17 protein-coding genes are annotated in these 22,450 nt (G+C 44.3%); 9 read left to right on the top strand and 8 right to left on the bottom strand.

Annotated features, from left to right (window positions below):
- Positions 1–177 precede the first annotated feature (177 nt).
- Complete coding sequence (gene leuD / locus N836_RS67770) at positions 178–786, bottom strand: 3-isopropylmalate dehydratase small subunit (RefSeq protein ID WP_235071176.1); 609 nt, start codon at positions 784–786, stop codon at positions 178–180.
- A 160-nt stretch (positions 787–946) separates the two neighbouring features.
- Here leuD and N836_RS67765 point away from each other — a divergent pair, with 160 nt between their 5' ends.
- A complete protein-coding gene (locus N836_RS67765; RefSeq protein WP_031294225.1) occupies positions 947–1,510 on the top strand; it encodes a pyridoxamine 5'-phosphate oxidase family protein in 564 nt (187 codons plus the stop codon).
- A 54-nt stretch (positions 1,511–1,564) separates the two neighbouring features.
- Here N836_RS67765 and N836_RS67760 read toward each other — a convergent pair whose 3' ends face one another.
- The 3 genes from N836_RS67760 to leuC all read right to left on the bottom strand — a co-directional run bounded on the left by N836_RS67760 (position 1,565) and on the right by leuC (position 6,367).
- Complete coding sequence (locus tag N836_RS67760) at positions 1,565–3,376, bottom strand: alpha-amylase family glycosyl hydrolase (RefSeq protein WP_023076131.1); 1,812 nt, start codon at positions 3,374–3,376, stop codon at positions 1,565–1,567.
- 583 nt (positions 3,377–3,959) lie between these two features.
- The gene (locus N836_RS67755; RefSeq protein ID WP_023076130.1) at positions 3,960–4,592 is read right to left on the bottom strand and encodes a Crp/Fnr family transcriptional regulator; all 633 of its coding nucleotides are present in this window, start codon (positions 4,590–4,592) and stop codon (positions 3,960–3,962) included.
- Between the two features lie 371 nt (positions 4,593–4,963).
- On the bottom strand, positions 4,964–6,367 hold the full coding sequence (gene leuC, locus N836_RS67750) for a 3-isopropylmalate dehydratase large subunit (RefSeq protein ID WP_023076129.1): 1,404 nt from the start codon (positions 6,365–6,367) through the stop codon (positions 4,964–4,966).
- A 173-nt stretch (positions 6,368–6,540) separates the two neighbouring features.
- On the opposite strand from leuC, the gene petL reads away from it, so the two are divergent.
- Positions 6,541–6,636, top strand: a complete 96-nt coding sequence (gene petL, locus N836_RS76140; protein WP_023076128.1) for a cytochrome b6-f complex subunit PetL — start codon at positions 6,541–6,543, stop codon at positions 6,634–6,636.
- 87 nt (positions 6,637–6,723) lie between these two features.
- Here the strand turns inward: petL and N836_RS67745 are convergent, their stop codons facing one another.
- The 3 genes from N836_RS67745 to N836_RS67735 are packed head-to-tail and all read right to left on the bottom strand — an operon-like array spanning position 6,724 to position 10,576.
- A complete protein-coding gene (locus N836_RS67745) occupies positions 6,724–7,959 on the bottom strand; it encodes an O-antigen ligase family protein (RefSeq protein ID WP_161635047.1) in 1,236 nt (411 codons plus the stop codon).
- Positions 7,960–7,978: 19 nt separating this feature from the next.
- Entirely contained in the window at positions 7,979–9,421 is a 1,443-nt protein-coding gene (gene wbaP, locus N836_RS67740) for an undecaprenyl-phosphate galactose phosphotransferase WbaP (RefSeq protein WP_031294223.1), read from the bottom strand.
- A gap of 30 nt (positions 9,422–9,451) precedes the next feature.
- Positions 9,452–10,576, bottom strand: coding sequence for a glycosyltransferase family 4 protein (locus N836_RS67735; protein ID WP_023076125.1), 1,125 nt, complete (start codon positions 10,574–10,576; stop codon positions 9,452–9,454).
- A 77-nt stretch (positions 10,577–10,653) separates the two neighbouring features.
- Between N836_RS67735 and N836_RS67730 the strand changes: the two genes are divergently transcribed.
- From N836_RS67730 to N836_RS67720, 3 genes are all read left to right on the top strand, one after another.
- Positions 10,654–11,817, top strand: coding sequence for a DegT/DnrJ/EryC1/StrS family aminotransferase (locus tag N836_RS67730; RefSeq protein WP_023076124.1), 1,164 nt, complete (start codon positions 10,654–10,656; stop codon positions 11,815–11,817).
- Positions 11,818–11,899: 82 nt separating this feature from the next.
- Positions 11,900–12,796 (top strand): ABC transporter permease, encoded by an 897-nt coding sequence (locus N836_RS67725; RefSeq protein WP_235071175.1) that lies wholly within the window; start codon positions 11,900–11,902, stop codon positions 12,794–12,796.
- 19 nt (positions 12,797–12,815) lie between these two features.
- Positions 12,816–14,147 carry an ABC transporter ATP-binding protein gene (locus N836_RS67720; protein WP_081717004.1) on the top strand — a complete coding sequence of 444 codons (1,332 nt, stop codon included), beginning with the start codon at positions 12,816–12,818 and terminating at the stop codon, positions 14,145–14,147.
- On the opposite strand, the gene N836_RS67715 is transcribed toward N836_RS67720, so the two are convergent.
- Positions 14,133–14,777: a CmcI family methyltransferase gene (locus tag N836_RS67715; RefSeq protein WP_031294218.1), complete on the bottom strand. Its 645-nt coding sequence runs from the start codon at positions 14,775–14,777 to the stop codon at positions 14,133–14,135. The genes N836_RS67720 and N836_RS67715 overlap by 15 nt on opposite strands.
- Positions 14,778–14,881: 104 nt before the next feature.
- Between N836_RS67715 and N836_RS67710 the strand changes: the two genes are divergently transcribed.
- The 4 genes from N836_RS67710 (at position 14,882) to N836_RS67700 (ending at position 22,364) form a co-directional block, all read left to right on the top strand.
- Positions 14,882–15,472 (top strand): methyltransferase domain-containing protein, encoded by a 591-nt coding sequence (locus N836_RS67710; RefSeq protein ID WP_023076120.1) that lies wholly within the window; start codon positions 14,882–14,884, stop codon positions 15,470–15,472.
- A 125-nt stretch (positions 15,473–15,597) separates the two neighbouring features.
- Positions 15,598–16,821, top strand: a complete 1,224-nt coding sequence (locus N836_RS73900; protein WP_023076119.1) for a methyltransferase domain-containing protein — start codon at positions 15,598–15,600, stop codon at positions 16,819–16,821.
- Positions 16,822–17,002: 181 nt separating this feature from the next.
- Positions 17,003–21,337, top strand: a complete 4,335-nt coding sequence (locus tag N836_RS67705) for a glycosyltransferase (protein ID WP_023076118.1) — start codon at positions 17,003–17,005, stop codon at positions 21,335–21,337.
- A 73-nt stretch (positions 21,338–21,410) separates the two neighbouring features.
- Positions 21,411–22,364: an NAD-dependent epimerase/dehydratase family protein gene (locus N836_RS67700; protein WP_023076117.1), complete on the top strand. Its 954-nt coding sequence runs from the start codon at positions 21,411–21,413 to the stop codon at positions 22,362–22,364.
- Positions 22,365–22,450 lie beyond the last annotated feature (86 nt).

The raw sequence follows: 22,450 nt of genomic DNA, 5'->3' as shown, positions 1-22,450 counted from the left end.
CGGCTTTAGGCAGCATACATTGCCCTAAAATCTGGCTGCGTCCGTCTAGCTAGAGAATCCGTCCATAATAGATGAAGGATTGACTAGGACAGATAAGAGTTCTGGAGCTTTCCTACTTCAAGCATTTCCCTCATTTCTCCGTCCTCATTTTTCCGTCTTTCACCATCCAACTACTGTCTAAGCTTTACCCCAACTAACGTAGGGAAGATTAGCTGCTGTCGCTTTGATTTGGTCTGCTTGATTGAGGAGCTGACCACACGCATCCCAGGTACCGTTGATAAACATTTGGCGATTACCCTCCTTGATAGTGACCAATTCGCTCAGGGTGCCACCAGTAATGCTCTGACTGGCCAAGTCTAAGGTCAGTTCAGTGTTGGGAGAAGCTGAAATCAGTGCCTGCAACCGAGCGACCACATTGGGCTCAGCTGTGGCACAGGGCATACCAATGGCAACACAGTTCCCTAGAAAAATCTCAGCAAAACTTTCGCCAATAATGGCTCTAATCCCCCAGCGCATAATGGATTGAGGAGCATGCTCACGGGATGAACCACAACCAAAGTTACTATTGACGACTAAGATTTTGGCGTTTTGATATTGGGTTTGATCAAACGCATGAGTGCCATTGCTTTGAGCTCGATCATCTGCAAAAACGTTTTCTCCAAGGCCATCGAATGTAACACAGCGCAGAAATCGAGCCGGAATAATGCGGTCGGTATCAATGTCATTGCCAAGTAGAGGAATACCACGACCGGTGATCGACACGATTTGAGACATTGTCTGAACCATAGAGAAAGTATCCTGGGGTGCTGAGCGGTCAAATCCACATCAAGCATCGCCGGGTAATTTCCCAGACTCTAAACTTGGATGTGGTTAGACACTTCTGTGTAAAACGTTACCAGTTCATTATGGTAACGTGATGCCACCCTTTATCATCACTACATCTTCTATGGCCAAAGTGTTTACTGAACTAATGTCAGCACACCAGGAGTTTATTCAAAAACAACAGCTGTTTTTTGTAGCCACAGCTCCCCTGATGACCAATGGCCATGTCAATGTTTCGCCAAAAGGGTTAGATGCATTTCGCATCCTATCTCCTAGTCGGGTGGCATATCTAGATCTCACAGGTAGCGGCAATGAAACCTCTGCCCATGTAGTTGAAAATGGGCGAATTACGGTGATGTTTTGTAGTTTTGACCACCAGCCGTTGATTTTACGGCTCTATGGTCAAGGGACGGTAATATTGCCCACTGACGAGCAATGGGCGGACCTAGAGACCCATTTCCCCAAGATGCTAGGCACCCGACAAATCATCGTAATCGATATCTACCGGGTGCAAACATCCTGCGGCTACGGTGTTCCCATGTATGACTATCAAGGCCAGCGTCCTACCCTGGCCGCTTGGGCTTACAACAAAGGGCCAACAGAGCTGACAAAGACAAAATATCAGCTAGAAAAAGGGAGTGTCAGCATTGATGGCTTAATCACTCCCATTGGTCAGCTAGATACTTGAGCTTTGCAGAACAGCGCTAACAAACGTGTTTGCCTGAACCTAATAGAATTTTCTTTAAGCCTGATATAGAAACTCTAGATCTACGCGCTCAGGAATATTGGACGAGTCATAATAGGGACGATTTGTCAGCCAGACTGACTGATACGGCTTGAGTTCGTAGACTGCATGCAGATTATCAAAACTTTCACCACTGATCAGATCCATCCAGCTATCAGTATTCACTAAGTTCAGTTCGCTTAGACGAAGAGTGTGGCACTGGTCGCTAAGATTATGAATTGAAAATATGCTCTGATCCCGAGCAATACTCTGCCGCCAGAAGGCAAAAATAGCTGGGTTCTCTGGATGCAGCGTGTATTGAGTTGCATTGGGATGAAATGCTTTCTGCTGACGCCGAATCTTAATCAGACGTGAAAGTTCTGCCAACACAATTGATTGGGAAGACTCAGGATCTTCAAGCAGCGCATCTAATCGCTGCTTATCCCAGGCATGACGGTTAATCGAGCGATTATGGCCAGTAGCCTTCATACCCTCAACATCATTCGGCGTAGCTAATAGGCTATGAATATAGAATGCAGGAATTCCCTCCAAGGACATCATCACCGTTTGTGAACAGATAAAACGCTCAATCTGCCACTGATCTGGCCCCTGAGCCGTACCCTGAAGTGCATCAAATAGAGAGATATTGATCTCATAGGGTGACTCACTACCATCAGCTTTGCTGCGCATGCTGATCTGGGCACCAAAGCTACGCATGGTGTCTATCAATGTTTTAAATTCATGGTCTCCCAACAGTCCTTCCGTAGGTCGTAGCCCGATACCATCATGGGATGCTGTGAAATTGAAGTAAGCACAGCCAATGGGAGCTGGTGGCATGCTCATCATCCAGGTTTTGAGATGATCTGCCCGCCCTTGCATCAAAGCATTCAGCAACAGCGGTGGCAAGCTGAAGTTATAGATCATGTGAGCTTCGTTACGGTCCCCAAAGTAACTGAGATTCTCACGATTGGGCACGTTAGTTTCGGTGATCAAGGCAATGCCTGGATCAACCATTTGTAGAATCTCCCGGAAGGTTTGAATCAGCTTGTGGGTTTCAGGCAGATGGATACAGGAGGTATTAAGGGATTTCCAGAGAAAGCCTACAGCATCCAAACGGATATAGCGGGCTCCATGGCGGACATAAGCCAGAATAATTTTGACAAATTCCAAGAATACGTCTGGATTGCTGTAATCTACATCAACCTGATCGGCGCTGAATGTAGTCCACACATGCTTAAGCCCTTTAGCCGTATCTACAGGGGTTAGCAAAGAGCTACTACGGGGACGAACAACGTCAGCAGTTGGCGTATCTTCGGGCAGCGTAATAAAGTAATCACGGCCCGGCAGCTGATTTTGTCTGAACTCCTCAAACCAAGCACTTTGGCTAGATACATGGTTGGCAACCAAATCAAACATGAGATTAAAGTTGCGGCCAATGGCCTCTACATCAGCCCAATTACCCAGTTTGGGATTGACCTTTAAGAAGTCGATAACAGCAAACCCATCATCAGAGCTATACGGGAAAAAGGGCAGGATATGGACGCCTGTGACAACGTCCGCCAAACGAGTATTGAGAAACTGGTGCAGTGTTTGCAGCGGCGAGGCATCATCACTACAAATGCTGTCGCCGTAGGTAATAAGTAGAATTTTGTCTTGATCCCACTTACCCAAATCTTCTTGAGAGTGCGGCTTTAGATGTTCTTTGGTCAGGTCGTACAGCTGAGGTAGCAGGTTATCAAGTTGCTCTTCAGAATAAACACTTTTGAGCAAAGGATAAACTTTAGCTGTGAAGCGTTCGAAGGATATGGTGGCTTTAGACGTTGTCAACATGAAAGATAAATCTGATGTGATATTCCATTGAGCAGCACCCCTAGAGGTGCAGTAGAGCAAATGCAGGCAAATAAACATAAGGTCCAAGGCTCATGCCTTGATCCCCACTTTTCCAAATATTCCTGATGGTTTAAATGTCTAGCGAGTTTTTGAATAACTGGCTCAATTAATGTCTATTTGGGACAGCTTAACTCAGGTAGTTAGATAATTCACTCCCTGATAAAGATGTCTAATTTGAATACCAGTAAGACGCGTAACTGAACAGAGTAATTTGCTGTTATGGGTAACTAGATTATCACTGGTTTTTTCAAAAAGTCTGGATATCAGGACGAATATCGGGGATGCTTCACATCTCTCAATAAACTCTAAAGCCTATATAAACTCCAGAGTTTTTTAGATACTAGACGAAATTATAAAAAAAGATACCTGACAATTTGTCAGATACCTATACATGCTTTAAGTAGCAACGATATACGAGCTTAGTTCACAGCTAAAGCCCAGAGACGTCGTCTCCGAAAAACTACCTTTATCAATGTGGTCAAAGTTAAATTTCCCTGACAGAAAAGTTTGACTTTAATAATGCTTATGAAAGCATGCTCAAGGGCAAAATCAAATGGCGCTGGTGGATAGTGAGCCATCCTTCTTTGCGAAAGTCTCGGAGCAGCCGTGTGACAGTCACGCGTGTAGTGCCAATGGTAGTTGCCAGCTGATGATGGGTTAATCGAATTGTTAGTTTTACCCCTTGGGGTTCCACTTGTCCAAATTCTTGAGCCAGCATAATTAGGAGTTGACGGAGCCGATCGGCAACCAGACGTTTACCGGACAATGCCAGCCATGCTTCTGATTGTTGTAGCCGTCTAGATAGGTGAGTAAATAAGCCCGCCATTAGAGTAGGCGAATTTTCCAACTCTGCCATGGATAAAGGCAAAACATCTACTGGTGTTAGGGCCGTTGCCCAGTAGGGACTGACCCCAGTTAGACTGAGGCCAAAGGGCATAGAAGGTCCAGCTAAACCAAGCAGAGTTTCACTACCATCGGGGTGAATCGTGTGCAGTTGTACAATGCCTCGACAGATGACATAGATCTCGCCGCGTCTGAGAGGAATACTCTGACCAGCTGTAAATTGCGTTAGATTGCGTTCGTGATAGAGCTGCTCAAGCAGAGCAATGTAGTGATCCGATGTACGGGTTCTTGGGGTGAGCTGTGATACTGACATAGAGAAGACTTAGGCCTCTGTGAATGCTATTTGAGCAATCGACAGCAGAGATGTATCTTAGCCAACGGCAATGCTTGAATAACTCTGCTAAATATAAAACTAGTGCTACTGCTCTCTGAGATGGCCCGTGATTGAGGCATAGAGAACGTTAAGCTAATGGACCGTTCAGGGCAGCCCTTAACGCAGCAGCTTGGGTAAGCTCGTTTAGTCGATAATACCGACATGATTAAAGCAAATACTTAACAGTAGGTAATCAGAAGGTTAAGAAAAGCCAAACCTTTTAATTTCCAACGTTTATGCTTCAGCAGAGAAAATTTATTCGAGTAAAGTCTGGACCAGAGTAGCACCTGCAGCAAGAGGTCTTGGTCTCGCTACAGCAGGCTACGTACATCACTTACATGGCCATTGATAGCTGCCAGGGCAACCATAGCTGGGCTCATCAGCAGAGTTCGACCTGATGCAGACCCCTGGCGTCCTTTGAAATTTCTATTTGAAGAGGATGCACTAACTTGACGCCCTTGCAGCTTATCAGGGTTCATCGCTAAACACATGGAACAGCCGGGCTCTCGCCACTCAAATCCAGCTGCGACAAACACTTCATCGAGTCCTTCAGCTTCGGCTTGCCGCTTAACTTGCTCCGAGCCTGACACAACAAAGGCTTTGATACCGGTGGCAACATGCCGACCTTGGGCTACCTTGGCAGCTTCACGCAGATCGCTGAGACGACCGTTGGTACAGCTACCGATAAAGCAAACATCAACAGGGGTTCCCAGCATGGGCTGACCAGGGGCCAGATCCATGTAGTTGTAGGCTTCTTGGATTAGAGGTTGTTCGTCTGTCTTGAAGGAGTCTAGACCAGGGACAGCTTCATCAACGCCAATCGCCTGGTCGGGGCTAATCCCCCAAGTCACAGTGGGAGGAATATCCTGCGCTGCAAAAACAACAACGTCATCGTAAACAGCATCGGCATCACTGCGTAGGCTTTCCCACCAGGTGATAGCTTGCTCGAATTCATCTCCTTGCGGTGCACATTCTCGACCCTTGAGATAGTCGTAGGTGATTTGATCGGGATTGACATAACCACAACGAGCCCCACCCTCAATGGACATATTGCAAAGAGTCATGCGCTCTTCCATGGACATAGCCTCGATAGTGCTGCCAGCATATTCATAGGCATAACCAGCTCCACCCTTGGCTCCCAGAGTGCGAATGATGTGCAAAATCACGTCTTTGGCATAAACACCGGGGGCGAGGGCACCATTGACTTCGATCCGTCGGACTTTGAGCTTGTCGAGGGAGAGGGTTTGGGAGGCGAGGACATCTCGCACCTGGCTGGTGCCAATACCAAAGGCAATTGCGCCAAAAGCACCGTGGGTGGAGGTATGGCTATCGCCACAGGCAATGGTCATACCGGGTTGGGTTAACCCTTGCTCTGGGGCGATCACATGGACAATGCCCTGGCGACCAGAACCAACATTGAAAAAACGAATACTGTTAGTTTGAGTGTTGCTTTCTAAGGCGGTGATCATATCTTCAGCCAGGGTGTCAGCAAAGGGACGGGCCTGGTTGTCGGTAGGCACAATGTGATCAACTGTGGCGACGGTGCGTTCTGGAAACATCACCGTGAGGTTGCGATCGCGCAGCATAGCAAAAGCCTGAGGACTGGTCACTTCATGGATCAGATGTAGACCAATAAAAAGCTGGGTTTGGCCAGAAGGCAGTGTCGTTACCGTATGCAAGTCCCAAACTTTATCGAATAATGTGCCCTTACTCATGCGCCGCCTCTCTCTAACAAAAAATCGCTAGGCTTTCCATTCTAGCTTTAGAGGCCCACATTGGATGTCGTATTGACCAGGTATGAACGCCTATTGCTAACGACAAACGGTCAGTGAACATGTTTCAATAAAAACATATCGGGCTTTTTGTTTTTGTAGAAAGGAGTTTGGTGATGGCCGCAGCACTGGTTTATTTAGTAATTTTGCTTGGCGCAGCAGGCGCTGGCATTGGTATGTACTACGGTCTCAAAGCTGTAAAGCTGATCTAAGACAGACTCTTGGCATTCAAACTTGAGGGGCAGGGAAGCATGTAGTTTTCCTGCCCCTCAAGTTTATTGAGGATCTGTTATTACGCCCTATCTGACCGCGTGCGTCGGCTTGCTATGGGCTAAAACCCCAATACCGGCCAGTAAAAACCAGCTGAGTACATTAATCCGTGCATCAAAAAGGGTGACATCAAACAAGCTAAAAAGAATACAACCGGTAAATCCTAAGCTATAGGCCAGCAGTGGAGTATTGCAACAATCCGCCATCAGTCGACGGATACCAGCCACATAGGTCCGACCAATAACCCAACAGAAGAGCAACATTGTGGGGATGCCAGTATCACAGGCTAAGTAGAGCCAGAGATTATGGGGGTGAAACAAACGCTCATGATTCGTGACACTAAATGGCACATATTGATGGCTAAAGCCACCTAGCCCCCAACCCACCAAAGGCCTCTGTTGGATTAGATCCAAGGCAATTTGCCAGGCCGCCACACGAGGATCTTGCGTAAACAAGGCCAAGCTCAGGGAACGCCCCCCAAAGCCTAAGAATAAAAGCCCCGTCACCATGGCGCTAACAATGACTAGCCCTAATATCCACACCCAGCGACGACGTCTCGCTAAATAGCCAGCGATCAAAAGCAAAATAACTGCCGATATCAACCCATTACGAGAACTAGAGCAAAAGATACCGATACCAGCTAGACCCGTGGCAGCAGCTATAATAGCGCTCAGTTTTAGCGATGAGTCTTGCTCTCTAGTACGTAGCTCCCCCACCAACAGCCCCAGCCCTATGCCCAACACTACAATCAAGTAGTTACTCAAAATATTCGGGTGACTCAGACCACCATGGGCACGATGCCCCACAAAACTGACATCAAATACCCATTGAAAGATTCGCCAATCGCTAACTTGAGCCGCGATGCCAGGGAATCTGACAATGTATTCAATTAGGGCAGCGGTGCTAAAGGGTAACGACCCGAGGACTATTGCCTGACTAATAGTGGTTAAAGTGGTGCTAGGCGGCCGAAACTGAGCTGCCGTAGACAGAACACCAACCAGCAAAAAGTAAGGCAGAAAATTAGCCAACTGTAGCCAGGCATCACCAGGATTGGCCGCAAAACAGGCACTGATCAACAGCCCCAGAGTTAAAAGACCATATCCCTGCTGCCACAGCACCTGGCGAATAGGATGAAAACGCCGACCAAGGGCCGTGAGCATCAGGACAACGAGGATAGCTAAACCCAAGTAACTGGCAAAGGGTAAGACGACTAATGCAGCCAACCACAGCCAGTCGTAGCTCAAGCCTGCTCCGAACAAACTCATTTTTGTAGATTTGGCTGAATTAATACGCACCATCCCCCATTAAGACCACCCAGACTGTACGAATGAGGATATAGAGATCAAGCCACACTGACCAGTTACGAACGTAATATGCGTCGAGATTAACCCGTTCTTCGTAGGTAATATTGTTACGGCCCGAAACTTGCCACAACCCAGTTAGGCCAGGCAATACCTGGGTGTAAAGCTCAAACTTATCAGCATAGCGATACACCTCATCGTGAACGATAGGGCGCGGCCCCACTAAGCTCATTTCTCCCCGTAGAACATTCCAAAGCTGGGGAAGTTCATCTAGGCTTGTGCGTCGCAACCAGCGCCCTAATCGGGTAATGCGGGGGTCATATTTGAGCTTGCGGTCTTGATTCCAGCGGCTGCGAAGTTCTGGCTGGCGGTGCAGATACTCCTGGAGTACTTTGTCGGCGTTGGGTACCATGGTGCGAAACTTCCAGGCCTTGAACGGACGACCTTTGCGGCCTATACGCACCTGTGAATAAAAAATTGGTCCCGATGAGTCGAGGCGAATGGCAAGGGCAATCAGAGCGATCAGGGGTAGACAAATTAGGCCGACTAGTATGGTTAAACCTTGATCTAGCATGCTTTTTGTCAGTTTAGGCCCTGGCAGTAAGAGCTGTTGTCGAGATTCAAGCCCTAGAACGCCGCCTAGATCGCGGGCAGCTACCCAAAGACTAGCCATACCAAATAGATCAGGAATGATCAACAGATGGGGAAAGGCACTGCCATAGCGCTGTGCTACGTACAGCAGCCGATCGCGATGGACTCCTGGCATGGCCACAATGGCATAGGGGATTTGGTCACGGTTAGCAAGCACCGGAGCTTGGGCCAAATTGCCAATCACCGGGACTCCTTCGAGCATGCCGTGCTTATTCACATCATCATCAAGTACAGCAACGGGTTTTAAGCCTAAGGATGGCTGACGATGTAACGTACGAATGACAAGGGCTCCCGTTTCACCCGCCCCTAGCACAAGTACCGGATAACCCCACCAGGAACGTTTTGCAACCAGGGCTCTCAGCGCATAGCGTCCCAGCAGCACCAAGATAATTGATAGGCCCCAGGCCATGAGAAATGCGGCTCGGGAATAGAGCTGTAAATCTCGAAATAAAAAGACAGCTGAGCCTAGGGTGAGGTAGATCAAGGTGGTCGTTAGCGCCAGACGACGTAACTCTTCAACCGGACCGATACCATGGCCTGGGTAGAGCCCGGCCAAGCCGTAACCTAGTAGAAATAGCCCGAGCAACGGCCAAAGCTCCCAGTACAGGGAGGGATGATATTGACCGTTGAACCACAGGCGGATGTAGACACTAGCAATAGCAGCCAAACTCAGACCAAGGGCATCACAGGTGACCAATGCGGTCACCATGTAGCTAGGGTGAGCGTTTACCCTGAGGGATGCGATCGCAGGTTTACTCGGCTGAGAAAGAGTCATGAGCACCAGATGCCGATGGCGATAACCTAACTACTCTAAGGGATCACCTTGCAAGAAAGCTGTATGAGTCTGCTCAACACAGTCACGAAATCGAGTTTGAAAACACTCAATCGAGAATCGCTCCGCCTGTTGACGCAGATTTTCCCCGTTTAATTGATACATACCCATTTCAAAGGATTTTACGGCCTGTACCAGACTGTCAACTGTCTGCTCTAGAAACAGAACACCTGTTTTACCATGAATCACCGTTTCAGTGACTCCCCCACGACCAAAAGCAATTACTGGAGCACCAGCTGCTTGAGCTTCGACAGGGGTAATCCCAAAGTCTTCCTCTGCAGGAAAAATAAAGCCCTTACATCGTTGCATATAATCCGTAACTACAGGGTCAGGTTGTTTTCCCAATAAGCGAATAGTCGAACCGGCCAGGGCAGAAATGCGCTCCCAGTCAGGCCCATCGCCAATGACCACTAGTGGCAGCCCCAGTTGATTAAACGCCTCAACTGTTAGATCCACCCGCTTGTACGGCACAAACCGAGACACTGTTAGATAGAACTCTTCGCGCGGGTGCTGCCAGACAAAGCGAGACACATCAACCGGCGGATAAATAACCGTCGCCGGTCGCCGATAGGCCCGCCAAATTCGCCTGGCAATAAATTCAGAATTAGCCACAAACCGATCCACCCGATTGGCACTGGTGGTATCCCAAAGTCGTAGATAGTGCAAAATCAGCCGGGTCAAGGCTCCTTTAGCCCCCCGGTCTAACCCTGACTGCTGTAAGTATTGATGCTGCAAATCCCAGGCATAGCGAATGGGAGTATGTACGTAGCTGATATGCAACTGGTGGGGCGCTGTGAGTACCCCTTTAGCAACGGCATGATTACTGGAAATGACGACATCATAGACCGACAAATCAAACTGTTCCACGGCTAGGGGCATCAAGGGCAAATACTGCCGAAATGCCCGTTTTGCCAGGGGCAGCTGTTGAATAAACGATGTTTTTACCGAACGCTGGCCAATAAAGTGGCGTTGTTCAGGTAATAAAAAATCCACCAGACTAAACAAGTCTGCGCTTGGATAAAGCTGTAGCATTTGCTCCACAACTTTCTCAGACCCTGCATGGCTGGTTAGCCACTCATGGACAATGGCAACACGCATAGCAAAATTGACGACACAAATCGTCCTAAGATTCTAGAGCAGAGCCTTTTGACATCAGCCCCTTAGACATACCTACCGTGAGTCAAATCAAAATCCCCATCCTTGACTTAAAACCTCAGTACTTGGCAATTAAGGATGAAATCCAGCTGGCTATCAATCAGGTCTTGGAATCTGGCCAGTTTATTCTGGGGCCAACGGTGCAGGCGTTTGAGACAAGTGCTGCAGCCTACCTAGGGGTTAAGCATGCCATTGGTGTGAATTCGGGAACGGATGCATTGCTAATCGGCTTACGAGCCTTGGGAGTAGGCCCAGGGGACGAAGTGATCACCACCCCTTTTAGTTTTTTTGCTACGGCAGAATCTATCAGTATGGTGGGGGCTAAGCCCGTATTCGTGGATATTCGACCCGATACGTTTAATATTGACCCTGATTTAATTGAAGCGGCGATTACATCAAAGACGCGGGCCATCATGCCTGTGCATTTATATGGCAATCCAGCCGCCATGGCCCAGATTATGCAGATTGCTGCTAAGCATGATCTTAAGGTAATTGAAGACTGTGCTCAGGCATTTGGGGGTATTTATAAAGGCGACTGTAGTGGCTGCGAGCAGTCATGTGATGATGGTATTCGCGATCGCATCCTGGGGAAATACACTGGCACCATCGGCGATATTGGCGCATTTTCCTTTTTCCCCACCAAAAATCTAGGGGCCTATGGCGATGGTGGATTAATCACCACCAATGACGACCACATAGCCGAAACAGCCCGTATGCTCAGGGTGCACGGAGCCAAGGAACGCTATAAAAATCTGATGCTAGGGTACAATTCCCGGCTCGATGCCATGCAGGCCGCCATTTTGCAGGTCAAGCTCCGTCATATTGACACCTGGAATAGTAAGCGTCGCTGGGTAGCCCAAACCTACAGCCAGCTGTTAGCAGCCGTAGACGGGCTCATCACGCCGACTCTTTCCGAAGGGCACGTTTTCCACCAATACACAGTGCGCATTCTCGGCGGCAAGCGCGATCTAACCAAGCAAACATTAGCAGACGCAGGGATTGGGGCAATGATTTACTATCCCATTCCTCAAGATAAGCTTCCTGTTTATCTTGGCCAGTATCCAGACCTCTCTGTCAACAATCAGCTATCCCAAGAAGTTCTCAGTCTACCCATGTGGCCAGAACTCAGCTTAGAGCAACTGAAATATGTCACGACACATTTGAAACAGGCACTGCCCCAATAGAATCCAAACAACATAGGGGGTAACTTTTTGATAGATTAATGCGGTAATCGGCTAGGAGAGGAGGGTCTGCGACCATAGTTCTGTGACCATACTATTAAGGCCCATCAAGACATCTCTGAAAGTGTTAAAGCGTCTGTTGTGGCGACTGGCAGTACAGTGGAAATCATTAATACCACTGACTCCGGCCCAGTGGACTAAGCTAGATTTGCTCAAAACTCTAGTCCAACGTGACCTCGATAATCGATATAAGGGTTCGATTTTAGGCAACCTGTGGGCTTTAGTCAGACAAATATCGCAGCTGCTGATCTACACCTATGTATTCTCCGTGGTTCTGAACGTTAGGCTGAGCGCTCAGGGTTTACCCGGTGGCAATGCTAATTTCACCTTTGGGCTATGGCTATTTGCCGGTCTAATTCCCTGGGTTACCTTTACAACCGGCTTAACCCAGGCGATGACCACCGTGTTGCGGCAAAAAAATCTGGTAACTAAGGTTATTTTCCCATTGGAGCTATTGCCGTTAGTACCTGTACTGACAGCTTTTGTAGAAAGTATGTTTGGACTAATGGCATTGATTACATTTGTAGCCATTACCAGCCAAACTATCCATGGCACCCTGTTGCTGCTACCCATTGTTTGGCTGCCTCAGCTATTGATAACGGTAGGGCTAGCCTATTTGACATCAGCTCTTACCGTATTTTTGCGAGACATACCTCAGCTTTTAGGCATTGTGCTCAATCTGTGGTTCTATGCAACGCCAGTTCTATATCCGGCAAATTTAATTCCCAATCCGATTCGCACACTGATATTTTGGTTCAATCCTCTAGCTGCGATCGCTGAAATGCACCGTGACATCGTGTTGGTTGGTGAGATTAGTCATTGGCAAGTATGGTCAGTAGCAACGGTTCTTTCTGGATGCCTGTGTTTATTGGGCTATGTAACTTACCAAAAACTCAGACCATCATTTGCTGATGTGCTATGAAGCATGTTTTTTCACTTTTATGGCTGACAATATCGCAATTTCTCTAGAAAATGTTTCGAAGGTATTTAAGCGCTACCAACGACCAGCCGACCGCTTGAAAGAAATTTTCTTGCCAGGGAAAACCTACGCAAAAGAGTTTTGGGCATTGCGAGATATTTCCCTAGAAATTCCACGGGGAGAAACTTGGGGAATCATAGGACGCAATGGTGCAGGTAAAAGTACGCTGCTAAAAATCATTACCGGAACGTTGCAGCCAACCTCCGGAAAAGTTCAAGTGAATGGTCGAGTATCAGCCCTGTTAGAACTTGGCAGTGGATTCAATCCAGAATTTACAGGGCGACAGAACGTTTTTTTCAATGGGCGCTTGCTAGGTCTAAATCAGCAGGAAATCGAGAAACGGTTTGAAGAGATTGTTGCCTTTGCAGACATTGGTGACTTTTTAGAGCAGCCAGTCAAGACCTATTCCAGCGGAATGCGGGCAAGGTTAGCATTCTCGGTAGCCAGTAGCGTTAACCCAGATGTCCTGATTGTTGATGAAGTCCTCGGTGTTGGAGATGCTGCTTTTCAACATAAGTGCGCCAAACGTATGCGTAATCTGATGGAGACGGGGGTGACAACACTTTTTGTTTCTCATAATGCAGGAAGTGTGAAAACCTTGTGTAACTGGTCAATCATGATGGAAAAAGGAACCCTTAAGACCTGTGGTGTTCCAGAGGCCGTATTGTCCGATTACATGAAGCGCATTACGGATAAAGAAATAGAATCGGCTCAAGTCTCTGCACTTGCTTCTGGCGAAACTAACAGCGTTCCTACTGCTGAAAATGGCATTTCTTCTACCAACGGACAAGAAAAAGTAAAAGTCTTGAGTTCTCTTCCAAAATCTTTTAGGAGAGGCAGCAAAAAGGCAACTATTGAAGAGGTCCGCATATTAGATATAGATGGCAAAGAGATAGGTGAAAGCCCTTCAATTGGGTTTAATGAAAAGGTTAAAATATCAGTGAAAATCAGAGCCAATGAAGCATTTAAAAGCTACATTGTTGGTTTTCATATATGTGACAGAAATGGCAACGAGTTAATTGCAACGAATACCAAACAGGAAGAAATCGAATTAGGTGGGCTAAATCCCTTAGATGAAACAATTGTAGATTTTGAGATCAACTTGCCTCTGAAACCAACCTCCTATAGCTTAAGCGTGGCAATAACTGCAGACTATGAAGAGATAACTTCAGATTGGATTGACAATGCAATTGTGTTCCAAGTCTCACCTCCAAACAATGGAAAAAAGATACATGGAATGGTTCATCTTCCAGTCACAATCTCATCTAAAAAAATGAACTCACTTCCTTCGTAAATATCCCATTGGATTCCAAGTAATACCAAAAGATTCCTTTTCTCGATCTACTTCAAAATCTGTGTTTTCTTCAAGAAATTTTTGTACAGCTTCATATGGACCAGGCTTAGGTCCAAGTTCTAATCCATGGTGGCAAATGCCATCCTCAATTATGAAATATCCACCAGACCTTATAAGTGATGAATAGGCCCTCAAAATGGCCAAAGTATTTTTATAAGTATGCAGGCTATCTTCTATAATCAGAACCTCGCTATTCAGAGGAATCTGAGTTTTAACCTGTTCAAACAAAGCACAAGCATCTCCTTCAAAAAGTGATACTTTTGGGTGTTTCCTAACAATATCCGGAATTTTTTCCTGAGAAATATCAATACCGATAACTCTGCTATTTACCATCCCCATCAAATCCAAGAGATGCGCAAGGAATAAAGTACTACCGCCACTGAAATTCCCAATTTCGATAATAAAATCGGGTTGCTTTTTAAAAATGATTTCTTGATAAACCCATGCATCTAGGGGATTCTTCCAGGTTTGAATACCAAAGTAGGTTGTAGTATTCATTATTCTATTTTGAATAATTGGCAAAATTTCCTTAATTGGAATTTCTAAATTATCTTCCATATATTTTTCCATGTATATTCCTCGGTAACAGGCTAAGTTCTTCTTCCTTACATGCATCACTGATTTTATACTAAACTCTGTCTTAATTAGACCTAGTCCTTAAGGAGAAACTCCCGATGCATCTTAGCTCTCTGCATAAAATGAAAGCCTTTAAGGAGAAGTACCTTAATGACTTAATAGGTAAAGAAATAAAAGTCTTGGATTTAGGTAGTCAAGATGTTAACGGTAGCTATAAGCCTATATTTGACATTCCCGGTTGGCAATATATAGGTGTGGATGCCTCTCCAGGTAAAAATGTTGACGTTATTTTGACCAGCCCTTATCACTGGAGCCAGTTTGCTAGGAGTTCTATAGACGTTATTATTTCAGGCCAAGCTTTTGAGCATATTGACTTTTTTTGGTTAACGGCCCTTGAGATGCGCCGCGTCCTAAAAGATGACGGTATCTGCTGTATCATTGCTCCTTCTTCTGGCCCTGAGCATAGGTATCCTGTTGACTGTTGGCGTTTTTATCCTGATGGATTAAAAGCATTAGCCAACTTCGCTGGATTAAACCCGCTTGAAGTTTACACACAGTGGGATGACGTAGAAGACTATACTGATGGAAGTAACGCCTGGCATGATTCAGTCTTAATTGCGAAAAAGAGTCAGTTAAGTTTCCGACGTGAGTTAAAGCTTCATTTAACAAGTTTACTTTTTAATCGTTGAAAACCGACCTTATTTTTTCCCTACCTACTTAAGACGTCTTAAGGATAAATGAAACAATCGATAAATCGCTTTAAAGGATAGAACCTTTACCCTATTTCCAATAGATTCTATTTTCAAAATCTTGTATGGTTAAGCCTCAATCCAAAGATTATTCTCGAGCCAGAAGTGATATGGCAGAGAAACCCTATCTTAACCCAGCAGGGAGCCTTGCCAAAATCATAAACTTGGCTAAACACAAGAAGAGAATTCTGGACATTGGTTGTGCAGATGGGTCATTAGGGCAGTACTTAAAAGATTTTGATTGTCATATTACTGGCGTCGATATCAGTATTGATATGCTGAGCATTGCTAAAAACTATTGTGACGAGTCACACGTTATCGACTTGGACAATGAGGATATCAGCAATACGTTAGAAGACAAAGTATTTGATGTTATCGTCTGTGCAGATGTATTAGAACACTTAAAGAATCCAAGTAAAATCCTATTACAGATAAAAAAGCTTTTAAAGAGTGATGGTTTTATCATTGCTTCAATTCCCAATATTGCCCATGGGGCTATTCGATTGTCCTTATTACAAGGGAAGTTTGAATATCAAGACCTCGGTATATTAGACAATACACATCTACGTTTTTTCACACGTAGCAGTGTTATTCCTTTGTTTGAAAGTGCTGGGTACACAGCCCAAATAGTAGATGTCACAAAATATCCTATTTTTGGAGGCAACCTAGTTCCTCTGGTCAAAAGCCAACACTTTTCAAATCAATTAATAGAACAGATTAAGGCATCCAGCGATTCTGAGGTTCTTCAATTTATCGTCAAAGCTATACCAGGTAATACGGTTTTGCCCACTCTCAATGAAGACCGTGAAGAGAGCAAGCCGCAAGAAGAATATGCAGCAGCTTATCCAAGCTCTTCAATACTGGAACCTCAAATAGGAAAATCAGGAGGAACCCTAGAAAGTCAATTGCAGGAAGCAAAGGCACGGCTGCAGGATCTAAAACTCCAACTACACGAGTTGAAGATTAAACATGATGCAACACAGACTGATCTAGAAAAAACCATAGAGCAGCTCCAAGAAACGCAAAATAAGCTAAGTCAGATAGAAAATAAGCTAAGTCAGGCAGAAACTAAGCTAAGTCAGACAGAAACTAAGCTAAGTCAGACAGAAACTAAGCTAAGTCAGACAGAAACTAAGCTTGAGAACACAGAGGTCAAGGCTCAGAAAATCAGCAAAGACCTAAGTTCCGCAAGGCTTACGATTAACAATATGAAAGCAACGGTTGCTTGGAAGGTTCATATTAAAATTGCTCGGTTGAAAACCTGGGTGTATGGTATCGTCAGGCGTTGACTATGGTTTAATAAGGTTGATCGATCAAGCCTATAAATTAAGTTGGACACTAAGTGATAGAAAACTACTGATAATTCAGTTTTTTCAGAACCCTAACAGATTTTGTGCTCTGTACTTTGCGCAATGCAAGCAGTATTTACGGTGAGAATATTCTCGAAAGAATAGTAAGAATTGGGAAACCATGAAAAACATTAAACAGTTCCTAATATTTACGGCTAAACATCCTCAAATGACAAGGCAGATACTTGCCCTCAAACGATGTGGTCTATTCTCTAACGAGTATTATTTAATCAACTACCCAGATGTTGCAGAGTCTGGATATGATCCATTGATTCATTATATAGAACGTGGATATTTAGAGGGGCGAAATCCTAACCTTCTTTTTGATAGTGAATATTATTTAACTGAGAATCCCGATGTCCGAAAAGCAGGCATTAATCCACTCTTACACTATGCTAAATACGGATTTAAGGAAGGTCGAGATCCATCCTGGAAGTTTAACACTAAATATTATTTAGAGACATATCCTGATGTTTTTATATCAGGTTTAAATCCTCTCTATCATTATTTACATTATGGTATTTCTGAGGGAAGAAGAACAGCACCCAGCTCTCAAAGCAATAATCACTTAACTCGTTCCAAGCAGGTTAACCGCTTCACATTTCAAGCTCCTCAGGTGGATAATCCGAGTAAAGCTTTTGAGAAATTAGATTTAGAGTCAGCTAAAGCTTTTGCTGCATCTAGCAGCAAGTCATTTTCAATTATTATTCCAACTTGGAATAGAAAAGCTACTATAGGCAAATCAATTGATTCAGTTCTAGCCCAATCATTTCAGAACTTTCAAGTTATTGTTATTGATGATGGTAGTACTGACAACACCAAGGAATATCTTCAAGAGCATTATTCCAAATACCTCAGCGATAAGAAAATAATTTATTTTTGGCAAGATCATTCAGGAGTTAGCGCCGCTAGAAATTTAGGGTTGTCTGTAGCTTCAGGCGATTGGATTGCTTATCTTGATAGTGATAACACTTGGCACAAAGATTATCTACTAGTTACAGCTGCTACGTTCATTCAAAATTCTGACTGTTATACTCACTACACTTCACTTAATGTCACCGATGACATTTCTAAACGCACCTTCGTTCGGAATCGATCGTTTACGTGGTCTGAACTAGTTAAGAGTAATTTTATTGATTTAAATGTTTTTTCTCATCATCGTCGCCTTTACCTGGAGTTAGGTGGTTTTGATAAATCGCTCACTCGCCTCGTAGACTGGGACATAATTCTTCGCTACACCAAGTTATATCCACCGAGATTTACAAATTCAGTCCTAGCAGATTATCAGATCAGCAAGAAACTAAACAACATAACTATAACTGAAGCTTTAGAGACAAACCGACAAGCAGTTTGGACTAAGAACCAGTGGGATATTATCCGCTCAGATGGCAAAAACAATCTTCGTTTGGCATACGTCTTAAACGATTTTCCTGCACTCTCACAAACGTTTGTGAATGACGAAATCGCTTATCTCATTGATATGGGGTATGACGTCAATGTTTATTACACCATTCAGCCTGATAGAGTAGCTAACCTGCTATTTAATGTCGAGGCCTATTTTGTGAGTAGCAGCGAAGAATTGGAAGTTCTGCTGATCGAGCATGGTAGGAATTGGTGCCATAGCCACTTCATTTATCCAGTTGTTACCAATCTCGTCTGGCCAATCGCTGAGAGGTTAAAAATTCCTTTCTCCTTCATGCCACATGCTGTTGATCTATTTCATGTGCTGAATAAACAACGAAATAAGTTGGCGGAAGTTGCTAATAGTCAGTTTTGCAAACGTGTCTTTGTTTACGGTTTTTATCATCGGCAATATCTGATTAATAATGGCGTGTCCGAAAACAAGATTGTTATGATGCCACAGGCAGTCGATTGTAATCTTGATGAATTTAGGCAATCTCCATTGTCTCTGCCAGCTCCTAATAATCATAAAAAGCAAACTTACAAGATAGTTAGTATTGCTCGTTTTATTGAAAAGAAGGGCATTAAGTATCTCTTGGAAGCAGCTCATAAACTCAAGTCAGAGGATATAGAGGTTCATGTACATGGGTATGGTCCTCTTGAGAGAGAATTTAAGGAGTATATCGTAGACAACAATCTAAGTAATGTTTTTATTCACGGTTCTATTGAAGGTAAACAAGCAATCGCTTCAATTCTGCTAGAAGCAGATTTATTTGTATTGCCTTGTGTAGAAGCTAGTGATGGCAATGTAGATGGTATGCCAACAGTATTTTTCCAGGCGATGAGTCTTGGTATACCTGTTCTCGGTACAACAGTATCTGCTATCCCTGATTTTATTGAACATGAAATATCAGGTTTTTTGGTTCCACCAGAAAATTCTGAGGCATTAGCACACGAACTTTCAAAAATCATGAAGACGTCTCAAGGGCAGCTTCAGAGGATAACGGATAATGCAAAGAGAGTGATTGATTCTCGGGTAGGGCTGTCCATTACTGCCAATACTCTGCTAGACATCATTGCACGTTCTCCAATTGATATATTTATGGTGACCTATTGTCGTAATGGCATAGGTAGCCTAAAAGCCACTCAACGAGTTGTTAAAAGTCTTTTTGAGCACACAACAACTCCCTTTACCCTCACAATTCTAGACAATGCCAGCGAACCAAAGTTTATAGCTGGCTTACGTTCAATGTCAGCCCAACATAAGAACATTAGGCTGCTTGAATTAGACAAGAACCACTATTGTGGGCCCGCTTCTAACATAGCTTGTAAATTAGCTGAAAGCGAGTATGTCATCTATGTCTGTAGTAATGAAGGATTGGTTATTAAGTCAGGTTGGGAAAGAACCTTCATTAATTTCATGAGAAATCATGAACGCGTAGCAATGGCAGGACATTTAATTTCGTCTCCAAAGTGGCTATCTGCATCCCAATATATGGAACAGCCATGGTTCCAGCATTTTCGTAATCCAGAATTTGCCACTCAAAATTTGACCAAGCAATTGCAGCATGTACAAGGCGGAATGTGGGTTTTGAGGCGCTCTGTTTTTGAGGAATTGGGAGGGTTTAATCCCAAATTGCCCCAAGGCCATATGGATGTTGAATATAGCTACTATCTAGAAAGTGAAGGATGGAAACTCGGTAATATTCCTGAACTCGTTGCAGTTTCTAATAAAACTAGACCGGGGATAGAGGCATTTGTAGATGAATCTACGGTCGCAGCTCATCCAGTTTTTGATCAAGATCTACCACTTTTAGAGTGGTGTGCAAAACGCAAAGGTCAACGCTGTAATATCAGCGGTTGGATGGGGCAAGTTCAACCAAAATCTCGGCGTGATAGTTTTATCTGTCCAGTTTCCGGCTCAACAGCTTTCACTCGCTCAATTTATCGATATCTTGCTGAAAGTTCTTACATCTATAGGAGATTGGCTCTTGTTGCTTTGGCGCCGGATAGCTCACTCAAAGCTGCACTTGCCCCTATGTTTGATGTCAAACAATATACGCTGCGTCAAGAATGTTCTGTTGATGCACTATTGCAGTCTATACAAGCACCAGTTGATGTGTTGATTTTGTCTGATGTGCCATCTAATCTAATCTCGGAAAATTACGTTGATGAGCGCATTAGAAAGAGTGTCAAACCTCAGGGATGCGTCATCTTCTCACTAGAACCAAGTGTTGAGTTTGATGTTTTACCCCAAGCATTAGAAACAACAGCTATGTCTGTTGGCTTTAGCCATACATGCTTGACTTACAGCAGTAATGTTTTAGGCCATGGTCTACTTCCGATATACGTCTGGCAAAAGGCAGTTGACTCACCTAATGCATTCACACCTGTTGATGAACCAACATGCAACATCTGCGGTTCTCATAAATTCGGTTTAGGGCCAGGTGGGAGAAAGAGTGGAACTGGTTTTCCACCTCGTTGTGAGAGTTGCCAGTCACTGGAGCGTCATCGTGTCTTTCGCTCGCTCCTAGAACAGTTAAACGATTCAGGTATCTTAGATGCGCGGAAAACGCTTCAATTTAGTAGTGACAAATCTGCAAAGGCTGAATGGTTTGGGAGTTATGAGGTATCGATCTACGGTGGAGATAACTCTTTAGACCTTACTCAGATTGCTCGAAAGGATCACATGTACGATCTGGTTATTTGCAATCATGTACTTGAGCATGTCAGCGATGATATAGCAGCTCTTAGGGAACTGGCTAGGATTATCAACGAAGATGGATTTATCTTTTTGTCCTTTCCTGATCCGTTGAATTTAGAGGAAACGAGAGATTGGGGATATCCAGATTATTCTCAACACGGTCATTATCGAATCTACGGGAAGGATGTGCTCCAAAAGTTTAAGAGTGCAATTCCATCTCTCCATGTCCTTGCGTGTATAGAACCGGATCCCGTTACTGGAGTTAAAGATATGGCATTCTTTATCTACAAAGAAGCCCATATTGGAAAGAAACTTTCCCAAGCGGTATCTTCTTGTCGAAAATTCATGTAGCGTTTAATTGTTGAAAGCAAAAGTTGGACTTTGGCGACAGTTCCGGTCCCATAACGCTTATACTGTAGAGCTTATGCCTTCCTCCTCTATTGATGTTCATGCTATCCAGAATGTTAGATGCTTGGTAGTTGGGGCTGGGGGGTTTATTGGAACAGCACTGTGTGAAACACTTCAGACTTATGGTGCGCAAGTATACGGATTTGGCAGAGAGCCACGGTTTCCATCTGTCTTTGAAGATATTAATTTCATCAAAGGTGATTTCTTAGCGCCTTCTTGCTTGAAAGAAGCGACGAAAAATATAGATGTTGTATTTCACTTGATCAGCACTACATTACCTGCTTCTTCTAATAAGCGGAAATTGTTCGATGTGGAAAGCAACCTATTAGGCACAATTAAGTTGCTTGAATGTTGTCTAGATAATGATGTAAAGAAAGTAGTATTTATATCCTCTGGTGGCACTGTTTATGGTTCTTGTAATGCATCATCTATTGATGAAAGCCAGCCAACTAATCCAATCTGTAGTTATGGAATTGTAAAGCTTGCCATTGAAAAATATTTGTCACTATTCCATCACTTACATGGTTTAGATTACGCAGTCTTGAGAGTCAGTAATCCGTTTGGTCCTTTTCAAATAGCTCAGAATAATCAAGGCATTATCGCCACTATTTTTTCTCGAGCTATAACCAATCAACCATTTACTGTTTGGGGGGATGGCACTATTATTCGAGATTATATTTATATCTATGATGTTGTTGATGCCATGGTCCGAGCGGCTTTATACTCAGGCTCTTATCAGTTATTTAATGTAGGTAGTAATTTAGGGCGCTCGATCTTAAACCTTATTCAAGAAATTCAACTAATTACAGATAAAAACATAGATATACATTTTGAGGCAGGGCGATCGGTCGATATTCCTAGAAATGTTTTGGCTAACGACCTAATTTGTCAAGAACTTGGTTGGTTGCCGGCAGTTGACTTTAGTGATGGTTTGCAAAAAACCTATGATTGGTTAACTCAAAGGATATAAGAAAAAGAACTCCTTGGAAAATTCCACTATCAGAAAGCTTGTGGTAACTTGAGTGTGGATTTTATTAAGTACTCATAAGTGCTCAT

The sequence above is a fragment of the Leptolyngbya sp. Heron Island J genome, assembly GCF_000482245.1.
Lineage (GTDB): Bacteria > Cyanobacteriota > Cyanobacteriia > Phormidesmidales > Phormidesmidaceae > Leptothoe.
Note: the sequence above shows the minus strand (reverse complement) of the source record. Positions and strands in the feature narration are given on the sequence as shown.

Coding starts and splice junctions, on each gene's coding strand:
- N836_RS73900 (WP_023076119.1), top strand. CDS start 15,598: ATGGTTAAGCCTCAATCCAAAGATTATTCTCGAGCCAGAAGTGATATG.
- N836_RS67745 (WP_161635047.1), bottom strand. CDS start 7,959: ATGAGTTTGTTCGGAGCAGGCTTGAGCTACGACTGGCTGTGGTTGGCT.
- wbaP (WP_031294223.1), bottom strand. CDS start 9,421: ATGACTCTTTCTCAGCCGAGTAAACCTGCGATCGCATCCCTCAGGGTA.
- N836_RS67715 (WP_031294218.1), bottom strand. CDS start 14,777: ATGGAAAAATATATGGAAGATAATTTAGAAATTCCAATTAAGGAAATT.
- N836_RS67700 (WP_023076117.1), top strand. CDS start 21,411: ATGCCTTCCTCCTCTATTGATGTTCATGCTATCCAGAATGTTAGATGC.
- N836_RS67765 (WP_031294225.1), top strand. CDS start 947: ATGGCCAAAGTGTTTACTGAACTAATGTCAGCACACCAGGAGTTTATT.
- N836_RS67720 (WP_081717004.1), top strand. CDS start 12,816: ATGGCTGACAATATCGCAATTTCTCTAGAAAATGTTTCGAAGGTATTT.
- N836_RS67735 (WP_023076125.1), bottom strand. CDS start 10,576: ATGCGTGTTGCCATTGTCCATGAGTGGCTAACCAGCCATGCAGGGTCT.
- N836_RS67760 (WP_023076131.1), bottom strand. CDS start 3,376: ATGTTGACAACGTCTAAAGCCACCATATCCTTCGAACGCTTCACAGCT.
- petL (WP_023076128.1), top strand. CDS start 6,541: ATGGCCGCAGCACTGGTTTATTTAGTAATTTTGCTTGGCGCAGCAGGC.
- N836_RS67755 (WP_023076130.1), bottom strand. CDS start 4,592: ATGTCAGTATCACAGCTCACCCCAAGAACCCGTACATCGGATCACTAC.
- leuC (WP_023076129.1), bottom strand. CDS start 6,367: ATGAGTAAGGGCACATTATTCGATAAAGTTTGGGACTTGCATACGGTA.
- leuD (WP_235071176.1), bottom strand. CDS start 786: ATGGTTCAGACAATGTCTCAAATCGTGTCGATCACCGGTCGTGGTATT.
- N836_RS67705 (WP_023076118.1), top strand. CDS start 17,003: ATGAAAAACATTAAACAGTTCCTAATATTTACGGCTAAACATCCTCAA.
- N836_RS67710 (WP_023076120.1), top strand. CDS start 14,882: ATGCATCTTAGCTCTCTGCATAAAATGAAAGCCTTTAAGGAGAAGTAC.